General features: G+C 52.4%; 13 protein-coding genes and 1 tRNA gene. 5 read left to right on the top strand and 9 right to left on the bottom strand.

Annotated features, from left to right (window positions below; translation table 11 throughout):
• Positions 1-5: 5 nt before the first annotated feature.
• The 8 genes from tssM to NG42_RS17750 form a co-directional block, all read right to left on the bottom strand.
• Complete coding sequence (gene tssM, locus NG42_RS17785) at positions 6-3,644, bottom strand: type VI secretion system membrane subunit TssM (RefSeq protein WP_052901602.1); 3,639 nt, start codon at positions 3,642-3,644, stop codon at positions 6-8.
• Between the two features lie 3 nt (positions 3,645-3,647).
• Positions 3,648-4,889: a DotU family type VI secretion system protein gene (locus NG42_RS17780; protein WP_052901600.1), complete on the bottom strand. Its 1,242-nt coding sequence runs from the start codon at positions 4,887-4,889 to the stop codon at positions 3,648-3,650.
• A 14-nt stretch (positions 4,890-4,903) separates the two neighbouring features.
• Positions 4,904-6,247 (bottom strand): type VI secretion system baseplate subunit TssK, encoded by a 1,344-nt coding sequence (gene tssK, locus NG42_RS17775; RefSeq protein WP_052901598.1) that lies wholly within the window; start codon positions 6,245-6,247, stop codon positions 4,904-4,906.
• Positions 6,248-6,277: 30 nt separating this feature from the next.
• A complete protein-coding gene (gene tssJ / locus NG42_RS17770; protein ID WP_052901596.1) occupies positions 6,278-6,784 on the bottom strand; it encodes a type VI secretion system lipoprotein TssJ in 507 nt (168 codons plus the stop codon).
• Between the two features lie 24 nt (positions 6,785-6,808).
• Complete coding sequence (locus NG42_RS17765; RefSeq protein WP_052901652.1) at positions 6,809-7,312, bottom strand: hypothetical protein; 504 nt, start codon at positions 7,310-7,312, stop codon at positions 6,809-6,811.
• Between the two features lie 848 nt (positions 7,313-8,160).
• A complete protein-coding gene (gene yjjG / locus NG42_RS17760) occupies positions 8,161-8,841 on the bottom strand; it encodes a pyrimidine 5'-nucleotidase (RefSeq protein WP_052901594.1) in 681 nt (226 codons plus the stop codon).
• A gap of 41 nt (positions 8,842-8,882) precedes the next feature.
• Positions 8,883-9,323 carry a ribosomal protein S18-alanine N-acetyltransferase gene (gene rimI, locus NG42_RS17755; RefSeq protein WP_052901592.1) on the bottom strand — a complete coding sequence of 147 codons (441 nt, stop codon included), beginning with the start codon at positions 9,321-9,323 and terminating at the stop codon, positions 8,883-8,885.
• Positions 9,286-9,705, bottom strand: a complete 420-nt coding sequence (locus NG42_RS17750) for a DNA polymerase III subunit psi (RefSeq protein WP_052901590.1) — start codon at positions 9,703-9,705, stop codon at positions 9,286-9,288. The genes rimI and NG42_RS17750 overlap by 38 nt, the downstream gene beginning before the upstream one ends.
• 179 nt (positions 9,706-9,884) lie before the next feature.
• Here NG42_RS17750 and rsmC point away from each other — a divergent pair, with 179 nt between their 5' ends.
• Positions 9,885-10,919, top strand: coding sequence for a 16S rRNA (guanine(1207)-N(2))-methyltransferase RsmC (gene rsmC / locus NG42_RS17745; RefSeq protein ID WP_052901588.1), 1,035 nt, complete (start codon positions 9,885-9,887; stop codon positions 10,917-10,919).
• Positions 10,920-11,094: 175 nt separating this feature from the next.
• Positions 11,095-11,181 (top strand) — tRNA-Leu (locus NG42_RS17740).
• Positions 11,182-11,245: 64 nt separating this feature from the next.
• On the opposite strand, the gene NG42_RS17735 is transcribed toward NG42_RS17740, so the two are convergent.
• The gene (locus NG42_RS17735) at positions 11,246-11,482 is read right to left on the bottom strand and encodes a DUF1435 domain-containing protein (protein WP_053115951.1); all 237 of its coding nucleotides are present in this window, start codon (positions 11,480-11,482) and stop codon (positions 11,246-11,248) included.
• A 267-nt stretch (positions 11,483-11,749) separates the two neighbouring features.
• On the opposite strand from NG42_RS17735, the gene NG42_RS17730 reads away from it, so the two are divergent.
• From NG42_RS17730 to NG42_RS17720, 3 genes are all read left to right on the top strand, one after another.
• Complete coding sequence (locus tag NG42_RS17730; RefSeq protein ID WP_052901583.1) at positions 11,750-12,847, top strand: GGDEF domain-containing protein; 1,098 nt, start codon at positions 11,750-11,752, stop codon at positions 12,845-12,847.
• 211 nt (positions 12,848-13,058) lie between these two features.
• A complete protein-coding gene (fhuF, locus tag NG42_RS17725) occupies positions 13,059-13,853 on the top strand; it encodes a siderophore-iron reductase FhuF (protein WP_052901581.1) in 795 nt (264 codons plus the stop codon).
• A gap of 100 nt (positions 13,854-13,953) precedes the next feature.
• Positions 13,954-14,421: a YbaK/EbsC family protein gene (locus tag NG42_RS17720; RefSeq protein WP_052901579.1), complete on the top strand. Its 468-nt coding sequence runs from the start codon at positions 13,954-13,956 to the stop codon at positions 14,419-14,421.
• The last annotated feature ends 15 nt before the right edge of the window (positions 14,422-14,436 follow it).

Genomic DNA, 14,436 nt, shown 5'->3' with positions numbered 1-14,436 from the left:
TGCAGCTATGGGCATGAAAAGCCGGGGAGTTGAAACGGATTGCGGATACTGTTTGGCGTGAACTCCAGCGTGACCTGATGGCCGTCCAGAATAAAAGTCGCCTGACGACTGAGACTGCTACTGCCGCTGGCCAGACGCGCACGGTCAAAAAAGCGGTTAAGCGCCCAGGGACCATTCGTCACCAGCGTGGCTGATTTGCCGTTAATCAGCCCTAACTGCATCCGCACCTGACTGGTACCGCCAGGGCCGGGCCAGCTCACCAGCTGGACGACTTGCGGCCCATGGCTGTAGCGCAGGATCTGACCATCGACATCCAGCGTCAGGTTTAAGATGTCGCTATCCATCCGCACCGTACGCAGCGTGGTACGAAAAGAGGGGGAGCTGGCGCCATTGGCAAAAAAAGCATCACGAATGCTTTGCGCCTGCTGAAAAGGTCGCAGAATGGCTTCCCCACCAGGCAACGCTTTCCCGTCAATACCCGGCATAAAACGCCAGTTGGCCTGCGTGGTATCCACCTTATTCGCCAGATTATCGCGGAAGAAGCTGTCCATCAGCCCACTGCCGGGCGCAAACATGCGTGCCAAATCGTCCGGCGTCACCTCTGCCGTGCCCGTACGCACCAGCGGATAACGTCCGGCAATTGCCTGGCGACAAAAGCTACCGACTTCCACATTGCTCCGCTTGCTGACATTTTCCAGATCGCGCCGCTGGGTATCGCTACTGGCGCCCACCGCCAGACCCGTCAGCATGGTTTGTAACGAACCTGGCAGACGCCCGGCACTGGCCTGCAACCGGCTGATTGGCTCACTGGAGGGCGGAGGCATACCGCTGTTAGCCGCATCCTGAACCGCAGTCAGATAGCGATAAAGCTCATCAATCTGGTGGAGAATATCGTCGAAAACCACAACATTTCCGCCTTTTTCCAACGGCTGCGCCAGTTCAATGATCGCGGCAAAGTGATGATTTACCGCCTGTTCTGGCGACGGCGGCGAATCGACCAGCGCCACCGCCTGCGGAGAACGAAACAGTGCCTGTAAGGTTTGAGTCGCACGACCCGACGTCAACTCAGGCTTGGGCTGTGCCTCAGCACGCTGTTCCGGTAACCGTTCCAGCATCAGATACTGGCTGAGATTAACCACCAGCCTGCGCAGCGGTGAATTGTTGCCGGAAAGCAGACGGGCGGTATTAATACGCTGCGCCAGGCTGGCGCTGTTATTCAGCTGAATATCCTCGATCAAACTCTGCCACTGGCCAATATAATCAGTGAGGTAGAGCTGACGCACGGCGTCATCCGTTTGTTGCTTGTTTTCGTTCTGGCTGTGCCCGCCCAGCACCCATAAATCGTCTTTATGCAGCTCTGCGGTGATGGCATCGATATTTTTATTAAAGCTGTTCCAGTAACCCTCCGGAGTAAACAATCCGCTTATTCCCTCGCTGGCAGAAGTTCCGCTCTTGCGTGAAAACACCAGCTCACTTTGCGGTCCACCGAGAGATGACAGGGAAACCGGTTTTAAGTTTGCGTTATGCTCCAGCAGGCGTTTTATACGTCCATAAACTCGCTGTGACAAAGCGACCTGATTAATGAGCGCCTGCTGGCGAGCGATCAAATTGTCATCGCGTGCATAGGGAGAGGCCTGGATCTGAGATTCCAGTAGCTGTGTCAGATGGTCATCAAGTTGTTTAATTTGCTGTTGGGTCACCCCGGATGGCAGATTACGCTGCACATTCAGCATCAGCCAGGCGTGTAAAAATTTACCGTCATACCGATCAGGCTGATACAGCATCCTGTAGGCTTTCAGTGCCTCATAACTGTAATCCGCATCGCTGCCGTTATCATTTTGCAACCAGTGGGTAATCGCCTGCGCGACCAGTGGCAGTAGCAACTGACGTAGTGACTTCTGATACAACGTCATGGCGGCATCATTGACTTCCACACCGCGATAGAGTCCCATGCGCCATGTCAGCGGTGGCGCAGCACGATTAAAATCCTGGCTTTCGGGCAGATGTTGCAGCTGGTTAAGAAACGGCAGCAGCACGAACAGATCGTTCTCACCGGAAATCTGCAACTGCTTACTTTGCTGCTCAATTTGCGGCACTTTTTGCTGTACTTCATGCAGCCAGTGTTGATTGTGGTGATAACTGGTCAGCCAGAGGATAGCGGCAATGATCAGTAATGTAGCCAGCAGCAGATAGCCGGACCACAGCACCGCACGATTACGCAGCTCCCACCAGCGGTTGCTGCCAGCCAGCCCCGACTCTTGAAAAATCACATCCTGCAGCAGATTTTTAAGAAAGAAACTTTGGCCTTTGTTGGCGGGAACGGGCGCAGCTTTATTAACACGATCCCAGGCATTATTGCTGTTAGCAGCAGGCGCTTCATCCACCCTGGGCTGTAGCCGCATGGCACGATGAAGTTCACCCATGACCCGATCAAAAGGCAGCCCCTCCTGGGTTCCGCTGGCGAAATAAACCCCACGTGGAAAAAATGGCGTTTCAAAGTCCGAACGGGAAAACACATTGCCGAGCATCTCGACCAGTAGCTGACGCAATGCGGCAAACTGTTGTGGAAACAGATAACTTTCAGCACGCGCTTGCGCATTCTGTTCCTGTAACAGGGTATCGGGCAGGCCAGCCTCAAGCCGTTGTTGCAACAGCAAATAGTGCTGATTGCAGGCTTCTGCCAGATCAAAGCCCGCCTGCTTTACCTGCTCACGAGGAAAAGTAAAACCCCATATCTGATCGCGCTGCGCTTTATCAAATTCCGCAAAATAGGCGCGAAACCCTTTCAGCAAATCGGTTTTGGTCACCAGCACATAGACCGGAAAACCAATGCCTAACTGCTCATGCAGCTCTGACAGACGCTGGCGAAGGGAACGGGCATGCTGCTGCGCGATCTGCGGATCCTGTGTCAGCAGATCGGCCACGCTGATCGTCACGATCACGCCATTAATCGGCTGGCGCGCGCGATATTTACGTAGCAACGCAATAAAACGCTGCCACTCTCCCGCATCTTGCGCCTGCTGGCTCTGCTGCAAGGCGTAACGCCCGGCGGTATCGATCAGTACGGCTTCACTGGTAAACCACCAGTCACAGTTGCGCGTCCCCCCGATTCCGCGCAGTGCCGTTTTGCCCAGGCTATCGGCCAGGGGAAAATGTAAGCCTGAGTTGAGCAGCGCGGTGGTTTTACCCGCGCCCGGTGCGCCAATAATCACATACCATGGCAACTGATAAAGGTACTGGCGGCTGAAATTTTGTATCCAGAGCGGCTGATACTGACTCTCTGCACGGAGAAAATGGGCTTTTTTTAACAGCCGGGATGCTTCATTAAAACGATCCGCCAGCAGTTGTTCTTCGCCGGTGAGTCTTTTACGCTCGCCTGTGCCGGACGGCGTTACGCGGCTCAGACTTCCCATTAGTTTGCGATTAAGCCAGGCGTTATACAGGCGAGGGACAACGCGACTGATTGCCCACAGCAGGTAAAGTAATCCAATCAGCATCTGGCGATTGATTCCAGGTTCAAGTGGCCGGGCATCAGCGACAGCAAGCAGTGGGCCGATCACCCAAATCATCACAGCCAGCGCGGTGATACCGATAAACCCCCACATCAACCGGCTGGTCAGGAAAGCAAAAAGTCTGTTCAGCATGGGTTAATTTCCTTGCGACCGGCGATTCAGCTCTGCCCGAGTATTCTCGGGTGAAACCAATAGTGTTATTTCAACCCGCCGATTGCGGGCACGGTTTTCGGCGCTATTATTGGCGACCAGCGGGCTGTTCTCACCACGCCCTTCGGCTTTAACACGCTCAGGCTGCGTCAGATGTGACTGCAAAATCTGACGTACCGACTCTGCCCGCGCCAGCGACAGCTCATAATTCGACGCAAAACGGACACTGCGTATCGGCAGGTTATCGCTGTAACCCACCACCAGAATCTTGCCGCTGACGTTATCCATCGCCTGGGCGATGCGATCCAGTACCGGCCGATAACTGCTGCGAACGGTGGTTGATGCCGAAGCGAACAGACCATCGCCATTTATGGTTACCACGCTCTGAGCCGCTTGATCACGCACCGTCACCAGTCCCTGCTCGATTTCGGCACGCAGAAACCCGCGCAGATTTAAAGCTGGCGGCGGCGGCGGTGCCGGATGAGGAATGGCGACTTCAGGTAGTACGATCTGATAAATCGCCGCCAGTACCGGGCTGACGCGATCGCTCAACCGCCAGTTAAGCGCGATATAAAACAAGCAGGCCATTAATCCGGTCAGTGCGGTAACCGCCCAGAGGGGTACCACCGGTCGCCATAGCTTACTGGCCTGCGGTTGATCCAGAGGATGTGGCGACAGCGGTGGCGAATATCCTCCACGCACGCCATGAATCATCTGCAATAAGCGCCGTTTGATGGTGTCGAGTTGTGAGCGCCCGTTATCCGTAACGCGGTAGCGCCCTTCAAAGCCCAGTTGCAGACAGAAATTAATCAACTCGAGTAACCAGAGATGCTCACGCGGGCTTTGCGACAGCTTAGCCAGTAACTGAAAAAACTTTTCGCCGCCCCAGGTTTCATTATGAAAAGTCACCAGCAGCCCACTTCCCGGCCAGACGCCCCTGCTGCCCCACGGCGTCAGCGCCGCAGCCTCATCCAGCGCGGTACACAGGCAATAGCGCGCGCCAACGATCATTTCATAGGGTAAGCCTGAGCGCTGACAATGCATCTCAAACTGGCGGATCTCGTCAATCAATTGCTGACGCAATCCCGCCGGATCAGCATGCGTGACGCAATGGCGAATATCAGGAATAGCGTTCAGTAACGAATTGGCAGCAACCACCAACAGGTTGCTGCTGTTCGCGCCAGGGAAAAGGGTATTACTGCCGGTGGATTGTCGTTCCTGCATCATAAGCGCTCACTGATTCAGACTGAATGACTACGAATCGCCCAGAACTGCATCTCCAGGCCGGGAAAATCCCCCGCCAGATGCAGGGCAAACGCGCCGGACTTTTCCATCTCCTTCCATAGCTCACCGCCTTTCTCCAGCTCAAAATAGCTGTAGCCAGCATGCCAGGGAATTTGAGGTGGTGCGGTCGGCATGGCACGCAGCACCAGGCCTGGCAGTTGCAGATGTACGAGGTCGCGAATTTTTGCCACCGGCGCGATTTTCATTTGCGCCGGGAAATGGATATGCAGCGTTTCGCCAGGGATATCGGCACGCACCGCCAGCACAAAGCCAAACTCGCGAATCATTGCCTGATCGGACACCGTTGCCACGCTAAGACCGTGAGAACGCTCGGTGAGTACCAGCTGAATGGCATGTTCTTCCAGCACCTGCGACAAGCCGTGGCGCAGCATCAGCATAAGTTCCGCAAAACATCGCGCCAGGTCGTCATGGCAGTATTCAGGCAAGGTTTGGTCAGGAAAACGTCGGGGCGTGTAGGTGGTCAGTTCACAGGCAAAAGCCAGCCATTGACGCCACAGCTGTTCAGGGTGCAATAAAGGGAGGTGTTTGAGGTGGCTGAGTTGACCTGAATGATAATTGAGTAATGCCAGCAGCATAAAATCAACGGTATCAGCCTGGTTAAAACGTCCTGGCTGTTGCAGACGCTGGCCCAGCTGCTGACAGCGCTGCGTCAGCATAGTTTGCAGATCATGGAGGTAATTGCGCAGCGTGGCGTTGACGCTGCTGTTAAGCAATGGAGGAATATAAGCCGGGTCGAGGCGCAGCTGATTTTCGCTGCGAGTATCGTTAAACCGCGCCACGCCTAACGCCGTCCACTCGGCCGACAGTTCGCTTTCCAGCATCAGTTTCAGTCGCAGCCGGCCAAACTGAACGGCGGTCTGCCCCACGGCTACCGCGTTAACATCTTCAACTTCCTGCTCAAAACTGACAAAGCGTGCCAGCGAATCCCCCGCCTCGTCAAAAATCACTTCTTCACGCCCACCACGACGCGCAGGCAGTGCCAGCACCACTTTCGCTCCGGCGGAATGGTCTGCGATGAACAATGGCGCGGGCGCATCACGCCCGTCATGAAAGCAGAAGTACGTCCCGTCGGGCAGCAGGCCGCGGGCAGAGTTAAGTGCCAGTTTTCCCTGCCGCAGCAGCGTGTGATTGATTTCGAGCTCGAAAAAACCCCACTGCCAGGGGTGTTGCAGCTCCGCCCTGGCGTGAATAAGGTGATGGAAATAGCTTTCCGATTGCTGGAAATGATGCGGCCGCAGAAACATCCCTTCGCTCCACACCACTTTTGCCGGGTGATTCATAATGACTTCCTTTTCAAAGACTTAATCCTGTCAGCGAATAACGCGAATGCCGTTGATATCCGCAATAACTTCCGCATCTGTCTCCCCTGACGATCCCTGCCAGATGGAGTGTAAAAGCCCCTCACCAGGAGCCGATAGCGGCAATGACAACCGCCATATCTTGCCGTCAAGTGACTGATATTCAGCCAGAATGCCAAGATAACGTGCTTCGCCACTGCCCTGACCGCTGATTTTTTTATTCAGCTGTCCTGGTCGCAGAAAAAACTGCTCGCTGTTAAGCAGATTGGCACCCAACAAGGCGTGGGCATCGTTTTGCAGTGACCAGAAATCTGCCGCCATAAAATCCGCGTCCGATTTCAGTAACAGCACTCTCACCTTGAGCGGAGCGGATTCATTAATTTGCGGATGTGCCTGAAAAGACAGGCTGTAACGCACCTGCTGCGAACTGTTGGAAGATGAAAAACAGCCAGAGACCAGCGGCAGCACCGCCAGTAACAACGCCTGAGCACTCAGACGCAACCCGTTGAATCCATTCATAGCAATGCTTCCATTGAAGCGATTTTAATCGATGATCCAGGTACCGTTGTTAGCGTTCTGGCAAGCTTTGCTCTCGCCAGCAACTGCCACGCAGGTCGGCTTAGCAGATTGATTGCTCCTTACCCGTTTACGGCGGGAATCCGCTTTGACGGTCTTATCCCAGAGCTCACTTTTTACGCCGGCACGCAGAGGAACGTAGCCAATCAGCTCTTGCTGATCGCCGGCAATGGCATACCAGCCATTTTCTACCTTGCCTGCCACCGTGTAGGTCTCACCGTTGCTCAGATAGCGCAGCAGTTTGCCGCCGAAATCAGGACGGTTCATCACTGACGCGTTATACAGTGCGCGATACTCTTCATTCAGCGGCGTGAACTGCGCAGGGGGCAAAATGGCGTGCCGGTAGTTAATTTTCACGCCGTCGACAGTCGTGGAAACTATCGTCTCATCCGTTAACGGCGGCGTTCGAGGGAGACAACCAGCAAGGCTTAACACCCCAATCAGACTTAGTGCGACACGAATTTTCACCATGATCCTCATAAATTTTCCATAACACTAATGACATCACGCCATAATGACTGGCGAGGTAAACAGGCTGATTAAAGCCTCCGATTAGCAGAGAAAACGCAATCGGCACTGCTCTGGCAAACAGATAAAAAACGCCAGTTAATTTAATCAATTTTATTAAGAATAAAAAAATTAAAACAGGCTAAATACAAAGCAACATCAGGGTAATTGATAAGCTAACGAGTAACCAGAAACTGCACTCCTGTGCGGTAATGATGAACATCAGGGGATAACGTTCAACATGCCTTAAAACTTCCTTGCTTCGACTCTCTGTTATCGTCCGGGAGAGAATTTCATTGATATGATAAGTAAACACGTAATGATCACGTTGTAATATTTGTTACTTTATCATGTAAATCATAATGATAATAAAATTTTATCTGACCATGGCTACCGCACGAGCCTGCACCCGGTAACGCACACTTGCGTTTTATTACGGCTTTAAACATCATAATTTGCGCAGTTTATAGTGTCCCGACAAAAATTCAACGCTTTGTTAACCAACTAATAATCATTAATTATTCTTTCACATAGAAATAATCACAAATCCTCGATATTTTGCGCCACGGTTGTAGGAAACAGACGACAAACATTGATAAAATTTATGATATAACGCACAAAAAAAAGCCACCACTCTGGATTTGAGTAGTGAAAAAAACTTTTCTCATTTTTTGATTGTTGCTTCCGGGGCGGGAATGACGGATTGATAAAATAAGTCAGCGAGGAGGTAAACACAGCGGAACCGCTAAAGAGAAGTGTGGTTACCAGAAAGACAGAGTCTGTCTGGCAACCGGAAAAGCCGGGGTGCGCAGTTAAGCGCTGAGAATTTCAGCCAGCTGTTTCAGCGAAGAGACCTGCCAGGTTGGCTCAATCCCTTCAGGTCTGGCACGGTTATCCGCATTCAGCCAGCAGGTCGCCAGGCCAGCGTTGATACCGCCGAGAATATCGGAATCCGGGTTGTCTCCCACCATCATCACGCGATCGCGTGGTGGGTTACCCATTTTCTTTAACGCATAGTCAAAAATCGCCGGATGAGGTTTTGCATAACCCACTTGTTCTGAGATCACCAGCAGATCAAAGTACTCAAGGAAACCGGTGCGCTGCAAACGCGCCTGCTGTAGTGCCGTAAAACCATTGGTGATAATGCCGATTTTGACCCGGCCTTTCAGCAGGTTCATCAGGCCAACGGCACCTTCAAGCGGCACACAAATTTCCGCCATCGCCGCCAGAAAACCGCGGTTAAGCTCATGTGGTTCAACACTCAGTTTATCCGCCCAGCCCTGAAAACGCTGGTGCTGAAGCTGTAATGCACCGATGACACCGTTCTGATAATCCACCCACAGCGGTTTGTTTACCGCCTGGTAATCATCATAATCCGCGGTGGTAAACTGCACATCGTATTGTTGAAACAGGCGCTGTAAGCCAGCAAAGGCATCAAAATGAAATAACGTGTCGTCGGCGTCGAATAAGATCCAATCCCAATCTTTTAACATCTTGTCGTTAAATCCTGTTTTATCTGCGCAGGCGTTGCCCGCTATAGGGTTAAAGCCATGATCAGTGCGTCTTCACGTCCTTCAGCGGTCGGATAATAGTTTCTGCGCACCGATACCTCATTAAATTCCAGCTGTTCATATAGCGCAATCGCCCCGAGATTTGAGGCGCGCACTTCCAGCCATAGCGTTAACACCTCACGCTGCGTCAGCTCAGCAATAATATGTTCCAGCAGTTGACGCCCCAGCCCACGGCGCTGGAAAGCCGGATCGACGGCAATATTGAACAGCGTGGCTTCATCAAGCACGATTTGCGTGACGGCAAACGCAGCCATAACGCCATCGACATCAAGCCGATAGTTGAGATAACGCTCGCCCTGATTACTGGCAAAGGTTTTTTCCGTCCACGGAAAAGCATGGCTACGCTGTTCAATGGCAAATGCGTGACTAAGGTCGTTCGGGGTGAGTAAAGAAATCTGATTCATGTTCACAGATCTGCTGCCACAGTGCGCGTTTGGCACTGGCATTATGATAGAGCTCTTCAAGAGCAGGAGAAGCAAGCTGGGTGCCCTGCAACGTCAGCGGCGTATCAATGCCTAAGCGCCAGCTGGCGCAATGATTATCATCCGGCAGCATCGCCAGCTGATCCGGCGTTAATGCAAAGGCATCGTGCGGATCAACAGCCAGTGCGCGCAAAACGTCACTGACTAATGGATCATCGGTAGAGGGCGGCACATCGGCGATAATCAGCAAGCGCGTGTGCGTCGGCAAGGAGACAGCAATTTCCCCTTGTAAGGCACGCGGACGCCGCAGTACATACTGCGTAATGCCCATTTGCTGTAATAACCAGTCACGTCTGGAAGACATATTTTTTCCCGTCTGGTCGCCCGATTGCGCCGCTATGCTAACAAACCCATCGAATATGCGCCAACAAACCACGCTATTGCTGAACAATCCCTTTTACCGGCATTCATTCTGTTGCTGCCTTGCTGCAACATGGACGACTTAAGGTATAATCGCTGTTCTGATTTATAAGGAGCCATCCGATGTCCGCTTTTACCCCGGCCAGTGAAGTTATTCTGCGCCACAGTGATGAATTTATTGAACGCCGCGTGCTGTTTGCCGGTGACCTGCAGGATGACCTGCCCGCTCAACTGGAGACTGCACACAGCAAGGTTCATACCCAGCAATATCATCACTGGCAGACCCTGAGCCGTGCGATGGGTGAAAATGCGCAATACAGCCTGGTGGCCAGCGCTGAGATGGTCAGTGATTGCGATACCTTAATCTACTACTGGCCGAAAAATAAGCCAGAAGCACTGTTCCAGTTACAGAACCTGCTGTCACTGTTACCGGTGGGTAGCGATATTTTTGTTATCGGCGAAAACCGCAGCGGTGTGCGTAGTGCGGAAGAAATGGTCAGTAAATGGGCAGCGCTGAACAAAATTGACAGCGCGCGCCGTTGCGGTTTGTATCACGGCCGTCTCGACATCAACCCGGAGTTTAATGCTGAAAACTTCTGGGGCGAATATGCCCTCGACGACTTCACCATTAAAACGCTGCCTGGCGTATTCAGCCGTGACGGACTGGATATTGGCAGCGATCTGTTGCTGTCGACCTTTACTGCGCATACCAAAGGCAAAGTGCTGGATGTCGGTTGTGGTGCCGGGGTGCTTTCCACCCTGCTGGCCAGCCACTCACCTAAAGTCCGCCTGTGGCTGACCGATGTCAGTGCCGCCGCCATTGAAGCCAGTAAAGCGACGCTGGCAGCGAATCAGCTGGAAGGCGAAGTCTTTGCCAGTAACGTCTACTCTGACGTCAGCGGCCGCTTCGATATGATTATCTCCAACCCGCCGTTCCATGACGGGATGCAGACCAGCCTCGATGCGGCGCAAACGCTGATTCGCGGCGCGGCAAAACACCTGAATATGGGCGGTGAACTGCGCATTGTCGCCAACGCCTTCCTGCCTTATCCGGCTATTCTCGATGAGACTTTTGGCAGCCATGAAGTGCTGGCACAGACCGGGCGTTTTAAGGTTTATCGTGCGGTATTAAGTCGCGCGGCGAAAGCAAAACGCTAAGCAGCAGTTTGCTGCCGATGCCGCTTTTCGCAACTTACTGATTCAGTTAATCGTCATGGAAATGTTGCTTTTTAAAGCAATCATTCCGTGACGATGAAATATCTGTTGACGTGCCGGTGAAAATCACTAGAATGCGCCTCCGTGGTTGCAATACTAATTAAAGTATTGTCGGTACGCGAAGGTGGCGGAATTGGTAGACGCGCTAGCTTCAGGTGTTAGTGTCTTAACGGACGTGAGGGTTCAAGTCCCTCTCTTCGCACCAAGTTGTAAACTCTCCCTGGCATTTCTCCCCTGATTTTTATGACTTCCCTGTTCCTGTACTTTCCTCACCATGCGGTAAATTTCAACGATATAGCGACTAAACATCCGGCCAATGCCACGCATGACGGCAGCAGCAGGTAATGACGCAGCTTTTTATGATACAGCATGCTGATCGTCGCCAGCAGGGCAATCACCATCACCAGTCGCCACTGATCAAACGAGAGTTCCATCAATGCCATTAACGGCATCATGACACAAGGTAACAGCACGCCCCAGGCGCTATCCAGTCGTTTTCCTGACATCCCGTTTACTCCCCATAACGTATCCGCCACCACTGCCTGCGAATGATAATGATTACCAATAGCATATGATAGTTTTTTTCATTATGCAGCAAGAATTGTTGAATCTTTGACCCTGAGGATGACAGACCAGGAGTAAAGTGATAGATTGCGCTCGATCAATATTTATAAAAAACAAAATAATAACAACTTAAAACTATTCATGTTCGAATAATAAAATTGAATTCGGGCGTAGTGCTTTGATATTTCAGGGCAGCAGCGAGTATATATATGAAATTACAAACTTATGACGAATTGCTTCACAGCAAATATCGGCTAACTGTGATGTTATTTCTTTTTTTAAACACAGCGACATCACTGTTTTTTTTACTTAATCATCATCATCAATCGCCGTCGCGGATACTGTTGCCAACACTGCTGATCCCCACTATGAGCACCATGCTGTTAGGCTGGATGTTTCTAAAGCCACAAGCCAAATTCCCGTTATTGAATAGTGTCGCCCTGATAACAGGAATACTCTGGGCCTGGCATATTGCACTGAAATATGAGCTGATATTTTATTTCGATGGCAGCTACTTACTGATCAGCTTAATCAGTATTTTCTTTATCAGCTCAATCGCCCTGAGCGATCATCTGCTGGCATTTTGCCTGCATACCGCGCCCGCTGCCGCGACCGTACTGGTGCTCGACAACGGTAATAACCTGCTGATGATCCTGTTTACCATTGCGCTCCCGCTGACCGGCTTTACCCTGCACCACTTTATGCGGCGGCGCAGCGATGGCTTTACCCGTCGGCTGATGTCCCAGCTTTATGAAGAAAAACAGACCTACAGCGATCTCAGCATGCTCGACCCGCTGACCGGTTTGTATAATCGTCGCGGCTTGAAAAACCGGCTGCAAAACGTGCTGGAGAACCACTCAGGCAGCCATTTCGTCCTGCTGCTGGATATCGATCATTTCAAGGCCTATAACGACAATTACGGTCATGCGATGGGCGATCAGGCGCTGGCCCGCGTCTCGGTGGCGATACGGGATGCCGTACGTTCGCGTGATATTGTGACGCGCTACGGTGGCGAAGAGTTTCTGGTGCTGCTGACCAATGTTAACGCCTCCATTGCCCTGAAGCTGGCCGAGCGCATTCGTCAGTACGTTCTGGATCTGGATATCCCGCACCGTTTTAATGAACGGGTCGCCACGCACGTCACCATCAGCGCCGGTATCGCTCCGCTGTTTGACGATGACTTTGAGCTGGCGCTGGCTAATGCCGATCGCGCACTGTATGTGGCAAAAAATCAGGGCCGCAATACTATTCTCTGCTGGGATAACCTGCCGGCTGCCAATACCCCGCAACCCGCCGATATTCTTTAACCGATTGCAGCCCCGCGATGGGGCTGAATATTTCCCGCCAGAATATTCCGAGACAAAAAACCTTTAGCACTAATACCCAAACTATTGGCGATAAATGCGGTGGCCGAAAGATCGTCATTGATCAGCTTGCCTGCGTTTTGCATCCTGGATAGAATCAAGAACGATTATCATTTGTTTTCGTATCACGGTTAACGCTTCACACAGGATGCCCATGGCAATCATTACGCGTCAGGCTTATGAGTATGGTTCGAGTCCGCTGATCTTTCTGCAAAGTGACAGATCGCTCGGTGCTGCGCTGCATGCGCTGTTTAGCGAACATCGTGCTTATTTTCTTGATAGCGTTAAGCTGGGTGAAGAAGCCCCCGCGGCCTGCATGCCGCTGGCAAACTGGTCGCAACCTGAGACGTTTTTACCGCTCACTCATCTGTACAGCGATCATCTTTATCGCGACCACCCGCACACGCCACGTGAAGCCAAACCGCTACAGTCACTCTGGGCGCAATGGTATTTCGGCCTGATTGTACCGCCGATGATGATGGCTTTGTTGCTGGAGCCGCGCGCGCTGGATTGTTCCCCGGAACATTTCCATATTGAATTTCACGAAACTGGCCGCCCTGCCTGCTACTGGCTCGACGTGCGTGAAGATGAAGACGCCCGCTACCTCAGCGCCCGCCAGCGCATCGACCGCATGATTCAGCGCCACCTGCTGCCGGTCGTTCAGGGTATTGAACAACATGGCGATATTAATGCCAAACTGATCTGGAACAATACCGGCTACCTGATGCACTGGTTTCTCAGCGAGCTGAAACCTTTTCTTGATGAAGATACGCTGGTCAGCCTTGAGCATGCGCTGTTCTTTTCGCGCGAACTGCTTAACGGCACAGACAATCCACTTTACCGCACCATGATTCCCCGCGACGGTGCCATGCAGCGCCGTAGCTGCTGCCAGCGCTATCGTATCCCTGATGTGCAACGCTGTGGCGACTGCACGCTAAAATGCGCCTGACCTCTGCCGCCATTTTCTGACGATTTTTCCGTTTTCCTCCGGTTTACAGATCCCAGCCATTGTGGCAGCTTTATCTGCTGCTAAAAGTCTGGAGAAAAGCATGAGCCTGGAGTCTGTGCGGCAGTACTTTGCCGATCGCGCCCCTGAGATTGATATTATTGAACTGGCTGAAAGCACCGCAACTGTGGCGCTGGCGGCCAGCGCCCATAACGTCACGCCGGGACAAATCGCCAAGACGCTGTCGCTGAAAGTGAAAGATCGGGTGGTGTTGATTGTGACGCGCGGCGATGCCCGCCTCGATAATCGCAAATTAAAACAGGCGCTGGGAGCTAAAGCCCGCATGCTGACGACCGACGAAGTGGTCAACTGGACCGGTCACCCGGTGGGTGGCGTGTGCCCGTTTGGTCTCGAGAATCCACTGCCGGTTTATTGTGATATTTCACTGCAAGCCTTCGCCGAAGTGCTGCCAGCTGCTGGCGCGATTCACAGTGCGGTGCGTATCTCGCCGCAGCAGATGGCTGACCTGACCGCAGCAGAATGGGTCGATGTCTGTCAGCCAGCTGAGTAATCTGAAATCATGGAC

This window comes from Winslowiella iniecta, from assembly GCF_001267535.1.
GTDB classification, from domain to species: Bacteria; Pseudomonadota; Gammaproteobacteria; order Enterobacterales; family Enterobacteriaceae; genus Erwinia; species Erwinia iniecta.
This window is presented reverse-complemented; position numbering and strand designations above follow the sequence as displayed.